The organism is Bacillus sp. 05T31 (genome assembly GCF_056396725.1).
On record NZ_JBFTMA010000009.1, the window covers coordinates 1 to 20,791 of the forward strand.

A 20,791-nucleotide genomic window follows, 5' to 3' on the forward strand; every position below is an offset into this window, starting at 1 on the left:
TATAGCCAAGCGGTAAGGCAACGGACTTTGACTCCGTCATGCGCTGGTTCGAATCCAGCTAGCCCAGCCATTTACGAGCCATTAGCTCAGTTGGTAGAGCATCTGACTTTTAATCAGAGGGTCGAAGGTTCGAATCCTTCATGGCTCACCATTTTCGCGGAAGTAGTTCAGTGGTAGAATACAACCTTGCCAAGGTTGGGGTCGCGGGTTCGAATCCCGTCTTCCGCTTAATTACTAAGGGGCCTTAGCTCAGCTGGGAGAGCGCCTGCCTTGCACGCAGGAGGTCAGCGGTTCGATCCCGCTAGGCTCCATATAAATAGGAAAAGCTTACATCAAATGATGTAAGCTTTTTTTGTGTTTAAATTCCACTCAAAAAGGAAACTTTTCCGTATATCGTTTAAAATGAAAAAAAGGGATTGAATAAGGGGGGATAATTATGAAAGTTGTCATTGCATCGGATTCATATAAAGAAAGCCTGAAAGCTATAGAGGTATGTGAAGCTATTGAAAGGGGTTTTGCAGCAGTTTTTCCTAAAGCAGAGTACGTTAAAGTACCAATTGGAGATGGAGGTGAAGGAACGGTCGAATCTCTTGTTGGTGCTACAATGGGGGGAATTATATCACTTAATGTGACAGGGCCGCTTGGGGAGAGTGTGCAAGCCTATTATGGTATGTCTAAGGATAAGGAGACAGCATTTATTGAAATGGCGGCAGCATCAGGATTACAACACGTTCCAATTGAAAAGAGAAACCCACTTATTACAACGACAAAAGGGACAGGTGAACTGATATTACATGCATTAGATCAAGGAGCTAAACACATTATTTTAGGGCTTGGAGGAAGTGCTACAAATGATGGTGGGGCAGGTATGTTGTCTGCTTTAGGCGTAGAGTTTATTAATAGGAAAGGTGAAGTAATTGAGCCCTCTGGAGGAACATTACATTTGATTACTGCTCTTAACCTTTCTCGTATGGATACACGTTTGAAGGATATAAAGCTAGAAGCAGCATGTGATGTCGACAATCCATTAGTTGGACCAAAGGGAGCGTCTTTTGTATTTGGGAGACAAAAGGGTGCGAATGTAGAGATGATGAAAGAGCTAGACGGGAATTTAAAACATTATGCTAATATACTTAAACAGTACGTATCTTTTGATGTGTCCCTAATACCTGGTGCAGGGGCAGCTGGAGGAATGGGAGCCGCTGTCGTTGCAGTACTAAAGGGACAGCTAAGAAAAGGGATTGAAATTGTATTAGATTATACAAATTTTGATAAGTGTATAGAGGGTGCCGATCTTATTGTAACTGGTGAGGGAAGGATAGATGAACAAACAGCTTATGGAAAAGCTCCTGTTGGTGTCGCGAAGCGGGCGAAATGCCGTAATATTCCTGTAATTGCTATTGGTGGATCTGTATCTCCGAACTATACAATTGTTTATGAAAAGGGAATTGATGCAGTRTTTAGTATTACRGCWAGYCCAATGACATTAGAAGAAGCATATAAAGCGGYAGAAGAGAATATMGAAATGACAGCGARAAATATTGCAGCAGTGTGGAAACTAGCATCARAAAAACGCTTCTAARTGTAGAAGTGTTTTTTAAATTCAGTTATTTGAGGATATTTTGTGTAATTCTAGGTATTGATGGAGAAAGGCACGGATAAAAATATTAGCTGATAGAAAAGTTAGTTGGTTCATTAAGTTAACTTTATACATAGAATAGTTTAAAAATCGGGAGTCCAACGTAAATATAAGTGAATAAAATGTATATCCATGCAGAAAAATGTCGAGTTGAGTCAGACTATATAAAAGATTTAAAATATTTAGTGAAGGCATAAAAGGGGGATACTATCTATGAAAAAAGAAATCTCAGTTATTGGAGTTCCAATGGATTTAGGACAGATGCGTCGCGGGGTTGATATGGGACCAAGCGCGATCCGTTATGCAGGGGTAGTTGAAAGAATTGAACAAATTGGATATGACGTAAAAGATATGGGAGATATATGTATAGAGAGAGAAAAAGAAGTAGATGAAAATACAAAGTTACGAAACCTTACTCAAGTTGCAACTGTATGTAATGAACTAGCGACTAAGGTTGATCATATTATAGAAGAAGGTCGTTTTCCACTTGTATTAGGCGGTGATCATAGTATTGCTATCGGTACGCTAGCTGGTGTGGCGAAACATTATAAAAATTTAGGTGTTATTTGGTATGATGCACACGGTGATTTAAATACAGAAGAAACATCACCATCTGGAAATATTCACGGTATGTCACTTGCTGCAAGTTTAGGTTATGGACATTCTTCACTTGTAGATTTATACGGGGCATACCCGAAAGTAAAAAAAGAGAACGTTGTAATTATAGGTGCACGTGCATTAGATGAAGGAGAAAAGGACTTTATTCGTGAAGAAGGCATTAAAGTATTCTCAATGCATGAAATTGATCGTATGGGTATGACGGCTGTTATGGAAGAAACAATTGCGTATTTATCTCATACTGACGGTGTTCATTTATCATTAGATTTAGATGGGCTTGATCCTCATGACGCACCAGGAGTTGGAACACCTGTAATTGGTGGTTTATCGTATCGTGAAAGCCACTTAGCGATGGAGATGTTAGCAGAAGCTGATATTGTTACATCTGCTGAATTTGTTGAAGTAAATACAATTTTAGATGAGAGAAACAGAACAGCAACAACAGCGGTTGCTTTAATGGGTTCTTTGTTCGGTGAAAAACTAAAATAAATGTAAGAAAAGCAACTGAGAAGTTGCTTTTTTTATTTGAAAATAGGCGTATAATAATGACTTATATTATACTGTAGGATAAGAAAGTTTGACATCTTACTAATTTAAGCTAAAGGGGGGCGTTTGTAATTGTCGTTTGGTTCATGTATGGTATAATTAACTAGTTGTTGGAAATACATACAGATAGAGCATAAAATAATATTTCAATATATGGATAGAATTGCTCGTAAGTAGGAGGAAGGGTTAGCATGCCTTTTGAAGATACGACCATTTTGAAATATCTTAGTACGGCATTAGATATTGCTGTTGTATGGTTTATTATATATAAGCTAATTCTTATAATTCGGGGCACGAAGGCTGTGCAACTTTTAAAAGGTATTACAGTTATTATTGTCGTCCGGATGATTAGTATTTTACTTGAATTGCATACGCTATATTGGCTAACGGAACAAGTATTAACGTGGGGATTTTTAGCCGTTATTATTATCTTCCAGCCAGAATTGAGAAGAGCACTTGAGCAGCTAGGACGGGGTAGCTTATTTTCGCGTGTGGGAAATCAGGGGGAAGATGAACCTGAAATTGTTGCAACAGCGATAGCTAAAGCAACGGAATATATGGGAAAACGTAGAATTGGTGCACTAATTACTTTGTCAAAAGAGACTGGGATGGATGATTATGTAGAAACGGGTATTCCGCTAAATGCAAATGTATCATCGGAATTACTCATTAATATTTTTATCCCTAATACCCCTCTTCATGATGGAGCAGTAATTATGCAGGGAAGTACAATTAAAGCAGCAGCATGTTACCTTCCGTTATCAGAAAGCCCGTTTATTTCTAAGGAGTTAGGAACTAGGCATCGCGCTGCAATGGGAGTTAGTGAAGTYACYGATAGTATTACAGTAGTTGTGTCGGAAGAAACGGGTCAAATTTCTTTAACGAAAAACGGTGAGTTACATCGTGATTTGAAGACAGAACAGCTGAAGGACATGTTGTTAGCAGAATTTAGTGGGAACGAAAAAACGACTTCTTCGTCTTTATGGAATTGGAGGAGAAAGCGTCATGGATAAGTTAATGGAGAATCATTGGTTTTTAAAAGGAATCTCATTACTATTGGCGTGTATGCTTTTTATGTCAGCAACTTTAACTGAAAAAAATACGACAGCGAATATACTACCTTTCGTAAATGAAGCGAAGGAAACATTAACTAATTATGCTATTAACTTTAAGTATGATGAAGAAAAGTATATTGTAAGTGGTATTCCATCAGAGGGAGTCAAGGTAAAATTAGAAGGCCCAAAAGCAGCGGTTGCTGCAACAAAAAACAAAAAACAATTTGATATACCAGTTGATTTGCGAGACAGTCCAGTAGGAACCTATGAAGTTTCTTTAAAAGCGAACGGGCTTCCAGATGATGTGAAAGGGACAGTTCAGCCATCAACAATTAAAGTCACTCTTCATGAAAAAGCGAAAAAGTATGTTCATGTAGACTTAAAATTAGCAAATGAAGATCAAATGCCAGCAGGTACTACTATTGAAAAATCAAGCATTAAGCCTGATACTGTTGAGGTAGTTGGGACGAAAGAAGAAATCGAAAGTATTTCATCTGCTAAGGCGTATATTGATTTAAAAGGTGTTAATAAAACTGTTACAAAAACAGCCGAAGTTACATTATACAATAAAGAAGGAAAACGTTTAAATGTAAGAACGAGTCCATCTAAAATTAGTGTAACATTGAATGTGGCGACGCAAGCTACGGCCAATAATACTGAAAAAACTGTTCCTGTGACGTATACGAAAAAGGGGAGTTTGCCAGAAGGATTGACTGTTACAAATATTAGCGTTGAGCCGAGAGAAGTAACGATAGCAGGTCCAAAAGACATTTTGGATAATATACAATCTATAGAGGGGGTCGAGGTAGATTTTAGTCAATTGACGGATTCTACAACATTCGATGCCTCTGTTTTATTGCCAAAAGGTGTAACAAGTGCAAAACCAAATCAAGTGAAGGTTTCCGTAGGGGTACAAAAGGTAAAACAAACGAAAAGTAAAACTATTGATGGTATCCCGATTCAAAAAAGTGGAATTCCGAATGATGTTACTGCGCAGCTACTTTCGCCACAAGATGGAAAGATAAGCGTTGATATTTCAGGAGAAGCAAGTATAGTAGATAAAATAACAGCTGCTCAAATAACAGCGGCGATTAATCTTCAAAATGTATCTCCGGGGACGAAAGATGTTTCTATTCAAGTGAGTGGTCCTGGTAATATTTCGATAGAAGCAAAACAAAAAAGTGCTAAAGTCACAATTGTGAAGAAAGAAAAGCCGGATAAAGAAGTACAGGGTAATATTGAACAACCAGATTCAAAAAACAATCAAGAAAATCAAACTGAAAAACCAAAAAATCCTGAACCAGATCCAGAAAAGGATCAGGAAAAAGAAAAAGACAAAGAAAAAGAAAAAGAAAAAGAAAAAGAAAAAGAAAAAGACAAAGAAAAAGAAAATGGCCAAGAAACGAGCCAAGAACCAACAGTAGATAATCAAAAAGAGCACGAAAAAGGAGCGAATAATAATGGGTAAATATTTTGGTACAGACGGAGTACGCGGGGTTGCAAATAAGGAATTAACACCTGAATTAGCTTTTAAAATAGGACGTTTTGGCGGCTATGTATTAACAAAAGATACAGATCGTCCAAAAGTAATTATTGGCCGTGATACACGTGTATCTGGACATATGCTAGAAGGAGCTTTAGTAGCAGGCCTATTATCAACTGGAGCGGAAGTAATGCGCCTTGGTGTTATTTCTACACCAGGTGTGGCTTATTTAACAAAAGCTTTAGGGGCGCAAGCAGGTGTTATGATCTCTGCATCTCATAACCCAGTACAAGATAATGGAATTAAGTTCTTCGGTTCAGATGGATTTAAATTAACAGATGAGCAAGAAGCAGAAATTGAAGCGTTATTAGACAAAGAAGTTGATGAGCTACCACGTCCAACAGGTACTAACCTTGGACAAGTGAGTGATTACTTTGAAGGTGGACAAAAATATTTACAATACATTAAACAAACTGTAGAGGAAGATTTTTCTGGTTTACATATTGCTTTAGATTGTGCACATGGTGCTACATCTTCTTTAGCTCCATATTTATTTGCAGATTTAGAAGCTGATATTTCAACAATGGGAACTTCACCGAACGGTATGAATATTAACGCTGGAGTAGGTTCTACGCATCCAGAAGTGTTAGCTGAATTAGTAAAAGAAAAAGGTGCTGACATTGGTCTTGCTTTTGATGGTGACGGAGACCGTTTAATCGCAGTAGACGAAAAAGGAAACATCGTTGATGGCGATCAAATTATGTTTATTTGCGCGAAGTATATGAAAGAAACTGGTCAATTGAAACATAATACAGTTGTTTCAACAGTTATGAGTAACTTAGGTTTCTACAAAGCGCTTGAAGCAAACAATATTACAAGTGATAAAACAGCAGTTGGTGATCGCTACGTAATGGAAGAGATGAAACGTGGTGGATATAACCTGGGCGGAGAACAATCAGGTCATATTATCTTACTTGATTACATTACAACTGGTGATGGAATGTTAAGTGCACTTCAACTTGTAAACATCATGAAAATGACGAAAAAGCCATTATCTGAGCTTGCAGGCGAGATGACAAAATTCCCACAATTACTAGTAAACGTTCGTGTAACAGATAAGAAACTAGCACTAGAAAATGAGAAAATTAAAGRAATTATTCGTGTTGTAGAGGAAGAAATGAACGGAGACGGTCGTATTCTTGTTCGTCCATCTGGAACAGAACCACTTATTCGTGTAATGGCAGAAGCACCGACACAAGAAATTTGTGATGGGTATGTACATCGTATTGTAGAAGTTGTGAAAGCTGAAGTTGGCGTTGAATAATTAGCCGATTTTATTTAAAAGGAGCACAAAAAGTGCTCCTTTTTCATATGTTTTATAGACAATGAAAAAAATTTCATTGACGATTTATATTGTTTGTTATACGATGGTCTTGTTCTTTTTCTCAAAGGAAATATTGTAAATTATAAAAGCGCCAGAACTACAAGTAGTGTAGTTGACGAGGTGGAGTTTATCGAGATTTCGGCGGATGACTCCCGGTTGTTCATCACAACCGCAATCTTTTACTTAAAACATTAAGGTGACTTAGTGGACAAAGGTGAAAGTGTGATGAGAGAAAAGGAACGGATGAATACTAGCTGTATAAGTATATACGGACTTTAACCCAATCGAGAGGAAGGTGAAAGCCGTTACAAGCTTACAGGGCTAGCAATATGTAATCCGTTTTTTAGTATAAATAAAAATGGTATCGGACTATGTCGTTACATGTTCGCAGAGCAGTGTAAGCATTTGTAACGGCGACTAAACATGTGTGGAATCGTAGGATTTATTGGAGAGCAAGATGCAAAGGAAATTTTATTAAAAGGTTTAGAAAAGCTAGAATATCGCGGATATGATTCAGCAGGTATTGCAGTACAAGCAGAGAACGGTGTTATTGTATACAAAGAAAAAGGCCGTATTGCAAAACTTCGCGAAGTCGTAGAAGAGAATGTAGCAGCAAGCGTGGGAATCGGTCATACACGCTGGGCTACACACGGTGTTCCAAGCAAATTAAACGCGCATCCGCATCAAAGTACATCAAAACGCTTTACACTAGTTCATAACGGTGTAATTGAAAACTATGAATTAGTGAAAAAAGAATATTTACAAGATGTAACGTTCGTAAGTGAAACAGATACAGAAATTATCGTGCAGCTTATGGAACAACAAGTAAGTACAGGACTAAGTGTAGAAGATGCGTTCCGAAAAACGTTATCTCTTTTACATGGTTCTTACGCAATCGGACTACTTGATGCTGAAAATCCAAACATGATTTATGTTGCTAAAAACAAAAGCCCGCTATTAGTAGGTGCTGGTGATAACTTTAATGTTATTGCAAGCGACGCTATGGCGATGTTACAAGTTACAGATCAATTTATCGAGTTAATGGATAAAGAAATGGTAATCGTAACAAAAGAAAGCATTACAATTAAAAACTTACAAGGTGAAACGATTGAACGTGCACCGTTTACAGCGGAATTAGACGCAAGTGATATTGAAAAAGGAACGTATCCTCATTTCATGCTAAAAGAAATCGACGAGCAACCACTTGTAATCCGTAATATTATTCAAAAGTACCAAGATGAAAATGGCGAAATTGAATTAGATCAAGATATCCGTAACGCAATTTTAGATAGCGATCGCATTTACATCATTGCATGTGGAACAAGTTATCATGCAGGTCTTGTTGGAAAGCAATTCATTGAGAAATTTGCGAAAGTACCAGTTGAAGTACATGTAGCAAGTGAATTCTCTTACAACATGCCATTATTAACAGAAAGACCATTCTTCATTTACATTTCACAAAGTGGTGAAACAGCTGATAGCCGTGCAGTACTTGTGCAAACAAATGAAATGGGTCATAAAGCATTAACAATTACAAACGTACCTGGTTCTACGCTTTCTCGTGAAGCTGATTATACACTTCCTTTATATGCAGGACCAGAAATCGCAGTTGCATCGACGAAAGCATACACAGCACAGCTTGCAGTACTTTCAATCTTAGCGGCTGACATTGCAAAAGCGAAAGGTGAGGTTCTTGATTTCGATTTAACACATGAATTAGGACTTGTAGCAAATGCAATGGTAGTACTTTGTGATCAAAAAGAAGAGATGGACGCATTAGCAAAACAATTTTTAGCAACAACGCGTAACTGCTTCTTCATCGGACGTAGCGTAGACTTCTTCGTAGGTTTAGAAGGTGCGTTAAAACTAAAAGAAATCTCTTACATCCAAGCAGAAGGATTTGCTGGAGGAGAATTAAAACACGGTACAATTGCCTTAATCGAAAACGGTACACCAGTTATCGCACTTGCTACACAAGAGCACGTAAACCTTGGAATTCGTGGTAACGTGAAAGAAGTAGTAGCACGCGGAGCTAACCCATGTATCATCTCAATGAAAGGCTTAGAAATGGAAGGTGACAGCTTCGTATTACCAGCTGTACACGAAGCACTAGCACCGCTAGTAGCAGTTATTCCATTCCAACTTATCTCATACTACGCAGCGCTTCACCGCGAATGTGACGTTGATAAGCCACGTAACTTAGCTAAATCTGTTACTGTTGAGTAGGAGATTGGTAGAGTAACTAGATTATTGTAAATTTAAAATAAAGTCACGACGTTTATAAAAAAGTTGTGAAGCTTTGCCCCTTTGGATATGATTATCTAAAGGGGCATTTTTGTGTCGAAAAAAAGAACATCTAAAATCGATAAGTGGATTAAAGAGGGGCAAGGAACTGGCAGTGGGAGAGATTATCAGCCTTGTCTTGAAATTCAAGATGATCCCTCATTAGATCGGTCAGTGGGATTTGAAAAGTATAAAAACCGGCAGACAGCATGAGGTTTTATCGGATTTGGGACGGAACTACTTTTATTTAACTGAATTTTCTGTTGTTATTTCAGATATTCGTTGATGGAAAAAAACACTGATTAAAGTTTCACTTTATTGAACAAATTAGATTACTAGACATTACRAGGGGGTTTATTAATGAAGGTGAAAGAAAAAACATATTTAAGTATAGAAGAGATTATTTCATTACCAACCTTATCAAGTACAAACATAAGTGACGATGGCAAAAATGTAGCATTTGTTAAGAAGACRRCTAACTGGAAAGACAATACATATAGGAATCATGTATGGGTATATGAAAAAGATAAGGGGCAGAGTTACCCATTAACAAMTGGGGATATAGATAGTACATGCTCGTTATGGTCTCCAAATTCTAGGGATATTGCATACCTTAGCCCTGTCGGTAATGGGAAAAATCAAATCTTTGTTAAGTCAMTAGATGGTTATRGYGWGKTWCAAATTACTGATGAGAAAGAAGGGGTCAGTAMWTTYAAATGGGAGCCTACTGGYAARGSTTTTTATTATGTTGCRCAGTCAAAAGAATGCGAGGAGATAAAGAAACGTAAGGAACTATATGGAGATTTTCAACATATAGGTAAGGAACACCAGAATAATTGTTTATACTACATTGAAATAGAAAAAGTGATACAAAATGATAAAGGGGAACGAGAAATTAGCGGTGTTTATCAATTAACGGAGGGTAAGGATTTTTATATACATAACTTTGATATTTCAAATGATGGAACAAAGGTTGTATTTATGGCTACACCAAGCCTAAACGATCATATGAATGGTGATCTATACATATTAGATGTTGAAGCTGAGGAACTACAAAAGGTGAATGTAGATAAGTTGTTGGGCGGGAGCATTTGCTTTTCTCCTGAGGGCAGCAAAATATGTTACTCAGCAAGCATAAGGGAGAAAGATTACTATAAGACCCATATACAAGACAGTACAGTAGAGATATATGATATTAATAATGGCGAGCTAATTCATCCTTTAACAGATTTTGATAGTACGGTTATTCCGTTACGATGGACAGCTAAAGGAATTTTAATTAGATGGCAGGATAAAACTAACTATCGTATTGGATTGCTATGTGAGGATGGCACTGTGGAAATGTTAAGTGACAAAGTAGATGGCTTTATAATGGATGCTTCTATAACAAGGGATGGAAATCATATATCCTATAGTAAGGCTATAACAAATGAAACCTTTGAAATCTATTTAGACGATAAAAAAATAACGGATGAAAATAGCCTTTTTAAAGGGAAGCTGAAAAGTAACAGGGAAATAATCTCATGGCAAAGTAGTGATGGTCTTGAAATAGAGGGTGTTTTATCAACCCCAGTAGATTTTGATGCCAACAAAAAATATCCCTTATTAGTAGTAATCCATGGTGGTCCGGCTTGGGCATCTTTTCCGATATTCTCAGACTGTTTTAATGAGAAATATCCGATTGAGCAGTTTATCGAAAAAGGCTTTATAGTTTTAGAGCCAAACTATAGAGGAAGTTCTGGCTATGGTAATGAGTTCTTAAAAGCCAACTATAGAAAACAGGGAATTGCTGACTACGATGATGTTATATCTGGAGTGGATAAACTAGTTGAGCAAGGGAGTGTAGATAAAGATAGAGTAGGAGTTATGGGATGGAGTAACGGAGGATATATATCAGCCTTCTGTTCTACGTTTAGTAATAGATTTAAAGCTATTTCAGTTGGGGGCGGAATTACTAACTGGAGTACCCATTATGTAAATACAGATATCCCTTACTTTATTAGAATGCATTTAGGAAATACTCCATGGAATGATCCAGATATATATACGAAAACATCGCCAATGACATATATTAAATCAGCCTGTACGCCTACCTTAATCCAACATGGCGAAAAGGATGCAAGRATTCCAACTTCCAATGCATATGAGCTATATCAAGGGTTAAGGGATATGGAAGTTGATACAGAATTAATTATTTTTAAAGGAATGGCATATAGTTCTGACCAGCCAGGAATTAATGTGGCTATTATGAAGCAGAATTTGATGTGGTTTTCACACTATATTCTTGGAGAAAGTATGAAAGAATTTAGGGTTTTATAATGGCTTGTTTTAGTCTTTAAGCTTTTTAGGTGCTTGAAATAAAGTCGTACACATTTATTCGGTTATATATGATTGAGTTTMACATTTCGGATAAGGCAAACTGTGAAATGTTTTGGTGTAAATGAGAAAAGAGCCTGAATGTAGGCTCTTTCCTTATTTATATTTAAAAGATGAACTATTCTTATGCAGTTTTACTTAATTTATATGCTTCACGGTTATTTTTTTTGAAAAGTTTTGGGAAAACATAACCATCTAATCCAATACGTCCAGCATTATGTCCTGCAACTAAAATGAACATAGTTAAAATAAGTAGGTTTGGGTTTACACTAACAGTTCCGCTTAATAAAAATGAAAGGTTCATTATGATGCCGAAAAATGCAGCTGTTTTTGTTAATCCACCTAAAATCAAACCTAGCCCTACTAAAATTTCTCCCCATTGAACTAAAAAGCTAAATAGGTCTGCGTTTGGAAGAACAAAATGTTGAAGAAAATCTGCCCACCAACCTTGTACTGCAGGGTGATCACCTGATGCTTGAGCGATAGCTCCTTTTAGAAAACCACTTGCATCAAAAGACTGTCCAAAAACTTTTCCTATTCCAGCAGCGAGCCATGCATATCCTATGTAAAGTCGTAAAAATAATAATACGAAAGTAGCGCGTTTATCAGTTCTTAAAAAATTGATAACCATTGAAATCCCTCCAATGTATTGTATTTACATGTTTATTATATATCCATTGTGAATAAATTCACAATGGAGGAAATGTGAACAAAGATAGGTTAGGAGTAATTGTTTTATTTTTTGTAACATTTCATCTATTTTGGTAGACTAATAATAGAGATATATCAAAAGGAGGCAAAGAGTAGATATGTGGATGAACTTGTAATGATTAGAAATTAGATAGATGAATTTTTCTCTCGTAAGTGAGGGTTTATTTAGCTATCTGTAAATCATTCAAGGACTGCATATTTAGCTTGTACATCCCCTTTGTAAGGGTAGATGCCTATGTGGGGAAATTTATATCTCTTATATAAAATATGCGTCCTTTAAACTTGGAGGAGTATATGATGAATCAATTGAAAAATAAAGTAGCTGTTGTTACAGGTGTAAGTCGTCTAGACGGTATAGGAGCAGCTATTTGCACGGAGTTAGCAGAGGCTGGATACGATATATTTTTTACGTATTGGACAGAATACGATAAAGAGATGCCTTGGGGCGTTGATAAAAATGAACAAATACAATTAAAAGAAAAGTTGATACAAAACGGTGTCAAAGTATCGAGCATGGAGTTAGATCTAACTCAGAATAATGCATCAAATCAGCTTATAAATAAAGTTACTGAACAATTAGGGTACCCTCATATATTAATTAATAATGCAGCATATTCTACAAATAATGATTTCTCTAATTTGACTGCTGAAGAACTAGATAAGCACTACATGGTAAATGTTCGTGCGACTACATTGTTAAGTAGTCAATTTGCCCAAGGTTTTGATAAGAAATCTGGTGGTAGAATTGTGAATATGACGTCGGGACAATTTAAAGGACCTATGGCAGGAGAATTAGCGTATGCAACAACGAAGGGAGCAATTGACGCTCTTACTAGTACGTTGTCAGCGGAAGTGGCCCATTTAGGGATAACAGTGAATGCAATTAATCCAGGTCCAACTAGTACAGGATGGATGACTGAGGAGATAAAGCAAGGATTAAGACCGATGTTTCCTTTCGGCAGAATTGGTGAGCCAAAGGATGCAGCAAGGCTTATTAAGTTTTTAGTGAGCGAAGAAGCCGAATGGATTACAGGGCAARTTATTCATTCAGAAGGTGGATTTAAGAGATAATTTTATAATTAAAAAGAAGGTATCTCATTGAAATGAGATACCTTCTTTTTAATCTTTCTTCAATCTTCGTGCAACACCATTCCCTAAAGACTGTAATCCTTGAACGAGGATAATCAAAATAAAGACTGTTGCATACATTACTTCAGGTTCGTAGCGTAAATGTCCGAATCGATATGCTAAATCACCAAGGCCGCCAGCACCTACAAGTCCAGCCATTGCTGTTGCACCGATTAAGCCGATCGTTGCGATTGTTAATCCAAGTACGAGAGACGSTCGAGCTTCTTTAACCATAACGTGCCAAATAATTTTTAAAGTAGAGACTCCCATTGCTTGATATGCTTCAATGACACCGCGATCCACTTCTAATAAAGCAGTTTCCATTAAACGGGCAATGTAAGGGGCTGTGAAGACAACAAGTGGTACGATAACACCTTGTACGCCAATGGACGTTCCCATTAGAAACTTTGTAAAAGGTAAAATGAAGAATAATAGAATGATAAATGGAAGAGAACGAATGATATTAATAACTGTATTAAGAATAGGATAGATAATTTTATTTTCTCGCTGTCCACCAGGTCTCGTTAAAACAAGTGTGACGCCTAGTGGTAATGCAATAAGAATAGAGATAAGTAGTGAAATAGATGTCATTTGAAATGTTTGAATTGTTGCTTCCCATATTACGTTACCCCACTCATCCAAAAAGGACTTGTTTCCCATAATCTGTTCTACCTCCTTCTACGATGATCCCTTGTTCTTGTAAAAATGATAAGGCACGGTGTACTTCATTTTTTTCACCTTGCATATGAACGGTCAGTTTCCCATATGCCTCATGTTTTAACTGCGTAATATTGCCTGATAAAATATTMGGATATACGTGGAAACGTTTTGTAGCGAYAGCTAACGCTGGTTCTCCTGAAGCGGTTCCTATAAATGAAAGTGTTACGATTTCCCCGGTGCTTTGTAGTTCTTTCTGTACATCTTCTGGAATTTTAGCTGCAAACGCGCTATTTACAAATTTCTTCGTTGTTACATGTTGTGGGTTTGTGAAAATATCTTTTACGGTTCCACTTTCGACTACCGCCCCATGTTCCATTACAGCAACTTGGTCACAAATACGCTGGATGACATTCATTTCGTGTGTAATTAGCAAAATCGTAATTCCGATTTCTTCGTTGATCTTTAATAATAAATCAAGGATAGAATCGGTCGTTTCCGGATCTAATGCGCTCGTTGCTTCATCACTTAATAAAACTTCAGGCTCATGAGATAGTGCGCGAGCGATCGCTACACGTTGTTTTTGACCACCAGATAATTCACTTGGATAGGCATCTTTTTTATTAAAGAGATCAACAATGCGTAAATACTTTTCTACCCTTTTTTCAATTTCATTTTTGGGAAGACCAGATAGRCGTAAGGGTAGTGCGATATTTTCATAAACGGTAACGGTTTTAAGTAAATTGAATCCTTGAAAAATCATGCCGATCTTTTTTCTCGCCTTTGCGAGTTCTTTTGTCGATAAGGTTGTTAACTCTTGTTCATTTACAATGATATCTCCTGTCGTTGGTTTTTCTAATAAATTTACACAACGGATTAATGTACTTTTACCAGCGCCACTATATCCGATGATTCCAAATACTTCGCCCTTTTTTACTTTAAGGGAAGTTGATTTAAGAGCCTCAACATTCCCTTTTTTTGTTGTAAATACTTTGGAGACGTTTTTTAATTCAATCATTATAGTCAGCTCCTACCAAGACGGTAAAACAGAACCATCGAATTTTTTCTCAATGAAATCTTTTACTTCTTTAGATTGATAAGCTTTCTTTAATTTATTAACAACAGCATCATCTTTATTTTCAGTACGAACAACGACCCARTTCACATATGGTGAATCTTTTCCTTCGCGGAAAATAGAATCTTTCGCTGGRCTTAATTTTGCACCTAATGCAAAGTTTGTATTAATTGCAGCTGCCTTTACTTCACTTAGCTGTGTTGGTAATTGAGATGCCTCTAATTCAACAATCTTTAAATTTTTCGGGTTTTCAATTACATCTTTTGCAGTCGCTTTTTCTGTAGCTTTTGGATCAACCTTTAAAACACCTGCTTTTCCAAATAGCTTTAAAGCACGAAGCTCATTTGTTGGATCATTTGGGACAGCGATTGCATCGCCCTCTTTTAATTCTTTTACATCTTTTAAGCTTTTAGAATATACACCCATAGGGAATGTTACTGTGGAAAATACTTCGGTTAATTTCATGTTGCGTTCAGCTTTAAATACGTCTAAATAAGATTTAGTTTGATAGCTATTTACATCGAGGCTTTTTTCATCTAAAGATACGTTTGGTGCTACATAATCATTAAATACCTTTACATCAATTTCGAGACCATCTTTTGCTGCCACTTCTTTTACCTTTTCAAAAATTTGTTCATGCGGTCCACCCGTTACGCCGACAGTAATCTTTTTCTCATCTAATGCTTTTACCTCTTTATCAGAATTAGCACCACATGCRCCTAACAATAATACMGCTCCACTTACAATACTTAATAAYAYCTTTTTCATCTATAATTCCCCCTTAATATACGTTCCAAAATAAAAAGCACCTCTCAAAAATAAGAGAGGTGCCGAATAGACGAAATAGGTTCCTCTCTTATCTTCCAAAACGAAAATCGTTCTGCAGGAATTAGCACCTTAGCTTATACGTTATAAGCTCGGTTGCCGGGCATCATCGGGCCAGTCCCTCCGCCACTCTTGATAAGAGTATGTGTATGTAGTTTTTWAATATGGTACTAATAGTAAATCTTACAAAARGAATTGTCAATRTTATTTTCTGAATATATTTTATTTTAAGGTAATCGAAACGTTCCCTTTTTTATGTCCCTTTTCCACATACATATGAGCTTCAGCAATTTCTTCTAATCGGTAAGTTCTATCAATAACGGGCTTTAGTTTTTCCGTTTCGACTAGTTTTTTTAATAGAATCATATCCTCTTTACTTACCTTGGCCATCATTCCATTAACAGATACATATTTTCCATTGGGTGTTAATGTATTTGTACAAAGGGATTTTTTATACTTCCCAACTGCATCAAATATAATATCGTAGCATTTGCCTTGCTTAGTAAAATCTTCTTTCGTATAATCAATTACTTTATCAGTTCCTAAAGATTGCACGAGTTCAAAATTTGAATTACTACAAACAGCCGTAACGGTCGCGCCGAAATATTTAGCAAGTTGTACAGCAGCTGTTCCTACTGATCCGGAGGCACCATATATGAGCACTTGTTGCCCTTTTTTTATACGGCCCTTTCTCAGGAAATGTAATGCTGAAGTTCCACCAAAAGGAATAACTGCCGCTTCTTCATACGTCACATTGGTAGGTTTTAATGTTATTAATCCACTTTCATGTACGCATGTGTACTCGGCATAACCACCGAGGTTTAGTTCTGTTAATGCAAAAATTGGATCACCTTTTTTAAATTGAGTTACATCTGTTCCTACTTCTTCGATTTCACCGGATAACTCTACGCCGAGTACAGGTTTTCTCGGTTTTCTGAAACCTAATATGATCCGCATAGGAATCCAAAATAAGAGGGGGCTATTAAAGCCGCGTATTCTACAATCTCCAGTCGTTACACTTGTTGCGTGAATYTTAAYTAAYACTTCRTTCTTTTTAGGWGTRGGTTTCTYTAYRTYTTGAAGCTKRAGAACGTTAGGTGGTCCATACTGTGTGCAAATGATCGCCTTCATAATGACCTCCTGAAATGAGTTGTTGTTATTTACATCATATTTAAAATCTTCATTAAACATGTCGCTATATAGCGAATATAGATTGAAAATTGTATAGATTTCATAGGGAAAGAGGTGATATTATTTTGGGAAAGGGGGCGACGTTATGAAAAAAAATATTTTTATTTCAAGTTTAGTGCTTGCAATCAGTCTAGGGGTAGGGTGTAGCAATGAGAAAACAACAAAGACTGATGAACCGAAAAAAGAAGCCATGCAAAAAGAAAAGGAATTAGAAGCGAAGGATGTTTTCAAGAAAACGAACGAAGCTTTTAAAAATGAAGAAAATGTAACGATGACATATGATGTAGGGTTAAAAGCTGAGGGAACAGAGATGGATATATTAAAGGCTAAGATGCAATTAGAGCCAAAGACAAAGAATTCTCGTTCTGAAATGAATATTTCTGGTACAGATGTTGTAGTGTATACTGTGGATGGTAAAGTTGCTGGTGAGGTGAAAAACCCTAATACAGGAGAAGTTATAACCGTACCAGAGGAGCAATTAAACGCTGGTGGAATGAAAGCGACTCAAGATATTATAGATAATTTAGAAGTACCAGCAGTAGTTTTAGATAAAATGAAGATGGAGAAAAGCGGAGATAAATATAAACTGAAATTTACATTAAAAGGGCAAGAAACAGAAAGTATGTTAACTAGCATGGATGAAACGCAGAAGAAAATGTTACAAGCACAAAATGCGAAGATAGAAGAAGTGGATGCAGAATATATCATTACAAAAGATTTTAAATATGAATCAGCGAAGATAGATATGATTATGAGTAGTAATGGTAAGGATAAGGCACACATTATTACGAATGCAAAATATACGTCGTACGAAAAGTTCGACCCAATACAATTGCCGGCAGCAAAGTAACAGTTTTGATCAGGGGGGACCTAAAATAAGGTGCCCTCTCTTTTTTATACTTTCTTCTTAGGAAAATAGGTACAATATGAAGAGGGAAAACTGTGGAAGAGGAGAGTGTCATTTGAAAAAAAGAAAGATAGCGGTGGTCATTGTAGCTTATACAGTGTTGCTTGCGACATCTATAAATACATATAAAGAGCAACTAGAACATCCTATTATGAGCGATGTAGGAAAGTTGCTTCCAACGAAAATTAAACGTGTTGAAAATGCTGAGGATGAACGTTCATTAAAACAGTTAGTGCAAGATGCAAATGTTTCTGGAGAGAAGATTTCTATTGCAGGTATGCAACATAGCCAAGGCGGACAGACGTATTATCCGAACGGTACGATGCTTGATATGAAAGGATATAATGAAATATTAGAATTCGATCCGGAGAAGAAGAGGATTAGGGTGCAAAGCGGTGTCACATGGAATGACATTCAAAAGAAAATCAATCCATATGGTCTTGCAGTTCAAGTGATGCAATCTCAAAATATTTTTACTGTTGGTGGTTCATTAAGTGTAAATGTACATGGGCGTGATATTCGTCATGAAGCATTGATTGATACAGTAGAGTCGTTCAGATTGTTAATGGTAGATGGTACGGTGCGTAATGTAAATAGAGAAGAAAATGCTGACTTGTTTCCGTATGTAATTGGGGGATATGGATTATTTGGTGTGATTTTAGATGTGACGCTACAGTTAACAAACGATGAATTGTATGAAACGCAYACGAARGTACTAGATTATAAAGAATACTCTTCATACTTTAAGAATAAAGTGCGAAGGGATGAGAATATACGTATGCATTTAGCACGTATTTCTGTTGCCCCAAATTCATTTTTAAAAGAGATGTATGTGACAGATTATGTACTGGCAGAAGATCAACAGAAGTTGAAAGAGTACAGCAAATTAAAAGAAGAAAATATTATAGCTGCGCCGAAATTTTTGCTCGGGTTATCACGTTATAGTGACTGGGGAAAGGGCGCATTTTGGGACATACAAAGAAGTTATTTTGAACGTACAGATGGTAAGTACGAAACGCGAAATAACGTAATGAGATCTGATAGTGCTTTTATGGAATACGATAATCCAAACTTGACCGAAGTTTTACAAGAGTACTTTGTACCGATAGATGGTTTTGCAGAGTATATAGATGATTTGCGAAGTGTTTTAAATGAAGAGGAATTAAACCTTCTTAACATCACAATCCGCTATGTAGAAAAGAATGAGAATGCGGTGCTATCTTATGCGAAAGATGATATGTTTGCGCTTGTGCTTCTAATTAATCAAGGGCGTTCTGAAGATGAAATAAAGAAAACAAAAGTGGTCATTCAAAAGATGATTGATGTTACGTTAAAGCATAATGGAAGTTATTATTTACCGTATTATTCTTATCCGGAAAAGGAGCAACTAAAGAAAGCGTATCCTCGCATAGAAGAATTCCTTCAGAAGAAGAAGGAAGTAGACCCAGAGGAAAGGTTTGTGAATTTATTTTATAAGGAGTATAGCAAATGACATATAGAAGATTTGTAGCCTCACAAAGCATTATTATGATGGCGGGTAGTATGGTATTTCCTTTTTATATACTATTGCTTCGAAATGTAGGAAATAGTTTCTCGCAATTTGGCTGGGCGTACGGCTTATTTGCCTTAACTTCAGCTCTAGTATATCCGTTAGTTGGAAGAATCTCTGATAGGGTAGGTGATAGAAAGTTATTAATTATATACGCATGGTCCATGGCTATATTAATGCTTTTTTTTCCTATTGCAACAGAAGTTTGGCATGTATACATTCTCCAAATTTTAATGGGTATTTTAGGTGCTGTGCAGCGTAATACGGAGAAGACATCGTTAGCACGAAAGGTAGCGCATAAGGAAGCTGGTTACGAAATTGGAAAATACCATGTATGGACATCAATTGGGGGCGGAGTAGCTATAATTGCAACTGGTTACCTAGTGGAYTTCTTTACGATAGGGACTATTTTTTACATTGCTTCAGTKTTATATGTAGTTAGTGGATTTGTATTAAGCCGCGGTGATAAGTAATTAAAAGTATTTCYATTCCCATTTTTACCTGATTACCCTTTATTTGTTATACTTATRGAGAAGACAAAAGAAAAGGGGACATTGCCTTTGATGAAATTTATAGTTTTAGCTATTCTCACTTTRTTTTTGATYCCATGGACTAGAAGCGGTAATAAAATTCGCGCGGTGGATAAAGGAGGAAATGAGAAAGTTGTAAAGGGTAAGAAATCATCTATTTTAGTTATTCCTGTTTTATTTTGGATAGGTATTGCAATCTATGAATATTTCTGGCTAATTGATGATCGAGCAGATTCTATTCTTACTCATTATTCTGTTGCAGTAGCGATTTTAATTGGGCTTGTTTTATTCTCACAAGAGCAGGTAGGGAAATTAGAAGGTACGTTAAAAGGACTTCTAATGTTTGTTTTACTCGCAAGTTACGGCTATTTTGGTTATTTGCACGATATAGTAATCTCGCAAAAGAAATATGATTCGGTCGTGAAGGTAGAGAAAGATATTTCAGAGCCATTTACTGAAAATGATCAGCCGTTTACAGTGCCGCCTAAAACAGCGGAAAATAAAATGAAAAAGGTATTTGGTGATATTCCGAAAGTAGCTTATTTTGAGCTAGGGGAATTAACGCCACAAATGGTAAATGGTGAAGCCTTGTATGTAGCACCGATAGAAGTTTCAGGATTTTTTAAAGCACGTAAAGCGGAAACAATTCCAGGTTACGTAACAATGTCAGGTACGAATCCTGATGCGGAAGCGAAACTGCATCTTGGTTATAAAATGAAATATGTGCCGAGCATGTTTTTCGGTAATAAATTAGAACGTGTCGTTCGAAAAGCAGAGCCAGATTTAGTTTTTAAAGGGAAACCTAAATTTGAAGTTGATGATAAAGGAAAACCG

The 20,791-nt window shown here is 36.6% G+C and carries 18 protein-coding genes, 3 tRNA genes, 1 pseudogene and 1 riboswitch; of the genes and pseudogenes, 17 read left to right on the plus strand and 5 right to left on the minus strand.

Going from position 1 to position 20,791, the window contains the following annotated elements; all coding sequences use genetic code 11:
• The first annotated feature begins 75 nt into the window (after window positions 1–75).
• From AC1DJR_RS01290 to AC1DJR_RS01345, 12 genes and pseudogenes are all read left to right on the plus strand, one after another.
• Window positions 76–151 (plus strand) — tRNA-Lys (locus tag AC1DJR_RS01290).
• 5 nt (window positions 152–156) lie between these two features.
• Window positions 157–228: transfer RNA gene (locus AC1DJR_RS01295), tRNA-Gly, on the plus strand.
• Between the two features lie 10 nt (window positions 229–238).
• Window positions 239–311 (plus strand) — tRNA-Ala (locus AC1DJR_RS01300).
• A gap of 125 nt (window positions 312–436) precedes the next feature.
• Window positions 437–1,582: a glycerate kinase gene (locus AC1DJR_RS01305; protein WP_477001878.1), complete on the plus strand. Its 1,146-nt coding sequence runs from the start codon at window positions 437–439 to the stop codon at window positions 1,580–1,582.
• Between the two features lie 270 nt (window positions 1,583–1,852).
• Window positions 1,853–2,746 (plus strand): arginase, encoded by an 894-nt coding sequence (gene rocF, locus AC1DJR_RS01310; protein WP_002029355.1) that lies wholly within the window; start codon window positions 1,853–1,855, stop codon window positions 2,744–2,746.
• 248 nt (window positions 2,747–2,994) lie between these two features.
• Complete coding sequence (cdaA, locus tag AC1DJR_RS01315) at window positions 2,995–3,816, plus strand: diadenylate cyclase CdaA (protein ID WP_002091475.1); 822 nt, start codon at window positions 2,995–2,997, stop codon at window positions 3,814–3,816.
• Complete coding sequence (locus AC1DJR_RS01320) at window positions 3,809–5,326, plus strand: CdaR family protein (protein WP_477001879.1); 1,518 nt, start codon at window positions 3,809–3,811, stop codon at window positions 5,324–5,326. The genes cdaA and AC1DJR_RS01320 overlap by 8 nt, the downstream gene beginning before the upstream one ends.
• Window positions 5,319–6,665: a phosphoglucosamine mutase gene (gene glmM, locus AC1DJR_RS01325; RefSeq protein WP_477001880.1), complete on the plus strand. Its 1,347-nt coding sequence runs from the start codon at window positions 5,319–5,321 to the stop codon at window positions 6,663–6,665. Before AC1DJR_RS01320 ends, glmM begins: the two co-directional genes overlap by 8 nt.
• Window positions 6,666–6,950: 285 nt before the next feature.
• A pseudogene (locus AC1DJR_RS01330) lies at window positions 6,951–7,136 on the plus strand (hypothetical protein).
• A gap of 12 nt (window positions 7,137–7,148) precedes the next feature.
• Complete coding sequence (gene glmS, locus AC1DJR_RS01335) at window positions 7,149–8,951, plus strand: glutamine--fructose-6-phosphate transaminase (isomerizing) (RefSeq protein WP_002139926.1); 1,803 nt, start codon at window positions 7,149–7,151, stop codon at window positions 8,949–8,951.
• Window positions 8,952–9,062: 111 nt separating this feature from the next.
• Entirely contained in the window at window positions 9,063–9,221 is a 159-nt protein-coding gene (locus tag AC1DJR_RS01340; protein ID WP_235610166.1) for a hypothetical protein, read from the plus strand.
• Between the two features lie 147 nt (window positions 9,222–9,368).
• Window positions 9,369–11,327 (plus strand): S9 family peptidase, encoded by a 1,959-nt coding sequence (locus AC1DJR_RS01345; RefSeq protein WP_477001881.1) that lies wholly within the window; start codon window positions 9,369–9,371, stop codon window positions 11,325–11,327.
• A gap of 181 nt (window positions 11,328–11,508) precedes the next feature.
• Here the strand turns inward: AC1DJR_RS01345 and AC1DJR_RS01350 are convergent, their stop codons facing one another.
• Complete coding sequence (locus tag AC1DJR_RS01350) at window positions 11,509–12,015, minus strand: DoxX family membrane protein (RefSeq protein ID WP_131247778.1); 507 nt, start codon at window positions 12,013–12,015, stop codon at window positions 11,509–11,511.
• Between the two features lie 374 nt (window positions 12,016–12,389).
• Between AC1DJR_RS01350 and AC1DJR_RS01355 the strand changes: the two genes are divergently transcribed.
• On the plus strand, window positions 12,390–13,166 hold the full coding sequence (locus tag AC1DJR_RS01355; RefSeq protein ID WP_477001882.1) for an SDR family oxidoreductase: 777 nt from the start codon (window positions 12,390–12,392) through the stop codon (window positions 13,164–13,166).
• A 48-nt stretch (window positions 13,167–13,214) separates the two neighbouring features.
• Here AC1DJR_RS01355 and AC1DJR_RS01360 read toward each other — a convergent pair whose 3' ends face one another.
• From AC1DJR_RS01360 to AC1DJR_RS01375, 4 genes are all read right to left on the minus strand, one after another.
• On the minus strand, window positions 13,215–13,883 hold the full coding sequence (locus tag AC1DJR_RS01360) for a methionine ABC transporter permease (protein ID WP_477001883.1): 669 nt from the start codon (window positions 13,881–13,883) through the stop codon (window positions 13,215–13,217).
• Window positions 13,858–14,898: a methionine ABC transporter ATP-binding protein gene (locus AC1DJR_RS01365; RefSeq protein WP_477001884.1), complete on the minus strand. Its 1,041-nt coding sequence runs from the start codon at window positions 14,896–14,898 to the stop codon at window positions 13,858–13,860. Before AC1DJR_RS01365 ends, AC1DJR_RS01360 begins: the two co-directional genes overlap by 26 nt.
• Window positions 14,899–14,910: 12 nt before the next feature.
• A complete protein-coding gene (locus tag AC1DJR_RS01370) occupies window positions 14,911–15,723 on the minus strand; it encodes a MetQ/NlpA family ABC transporter substrate-binding protein (protein ID WP_477001885.1) in 813 nt (270 codons plus the stop codon).
• Between the two features lie 85 nt (window positions 15,724–15,808).
• Window positions 15,809–15,922: riboswitch (SAM riboswitch) on the minus strand.
• Window positions 15,923–16,002: 80 nt separating this feature from the next.
• On the minus strand, window positions 16,003–16,911 hold the full coding sequence (locus AC1DJR_RS01375; protein ID WP_477001886.1) for an NAD(P)-dependent alcohol dehydrogenase: 909 nt from the start codon (window positions 16,909–16,911) through the stop codon (window positions 16,003–16,005).
• A gap of 145 nt (window positions 16,912–17,056) precedes the next feature.
• On the opposite strand from AC1DJR_RS01375, the gene AC1DJR_RS01380 reads away from it, so the two are divergent.
• The 4 genes from AC1DJR_RS01380 to AC1DJR_RS01395 all read left to right on the plus strand — a co-directional run.
• Window positions 17,057–17,821 carry a DUF6612 family protein gene (locus AC1DJR_RS01380; RefSeq protein ID WP_044440635.1) on the plus strand — a complete coding sequence of 255 codons (765 nt, stop codon included), beginning with the start codon at window positions 17,057–17,059 and terminating at the stop codon, window positions 17,819–17,821.
• A 112-nt stretch (window positions 17,822–17,933) separates the two neighbouring features.
• The gene (locus AC1DJR_RS01385; protein WP_429687638.1) at window positions 17,934–19,370 is read left to right on the plus strand and encodes an FAD-binding protein; all 1,437 of its coding nucleotides are present in this window, start codon (window positions 17,934–17,936) and stop codon (window positions 19,368–19,370) included.
• Window positions 19,367–19,900, plus strand: a complete 534-nt coding sequence (locus tag AC1DJR_RS01390; RefSeq protein WP_002091456.1) for an MFS transporter — start codon at window positions 19,367–19,369, stop codon at window positions 19,898–19,900. Before AC1DJR_RS01385 ends, AC1DJR_RS01390 begins: the two co-directional genes overlap by 4 nt.
• A gap of 90 nt (window positions 19,901–19,990) precedes the next feature.
• Window positions 19,991–20,791, plus strand: an 801-nt coding sequence (locus AC1DJR_RS01395; RefSeq protein WP_477001887.1) for a DUF3981 domain-containing protein, incomplete at its 3' end; no start/stop codon positions are given.

Bases quoted from the DNA above. Each gene is read 5' to 3' on its own strand.
- AC1DJR_RS01320 (WP_477001879.1), top strand. From the start codon at position 3,809: ATGGATAAGTTAATGGAGAATCATTGGTTTTTAAAAGGAATCTCATTA.
- AC1DJR_RS01380 (WP_044440635.1), top strand. From the start codon at position 17,057: ATGAAAAAAAATATTTTTATTTCAAGTTTAGTGCTTGCAATCAGTCTA.
- rocF (WP_002029355.1), top strand. From the start codon at position 1,853: ATGAAAAAAGAAATCTCAGTTATTGGAGTTCCAATGGATTTAGGACAG.
- AC1DJR_RS01350 (WP_131247778.1), bottom strand. From the start codon at position 12,015: ATGGTTATCAATTTTTTAAGAACTGATAAACGCGCTACTTTCGTATTA.
- glmS (WP_002139926.1), top strand. From the start codon at position 7,149: ATGTGTGGAATCGTAGGATTTATTGGAGAGCAAGATGCAAAGGAAATT.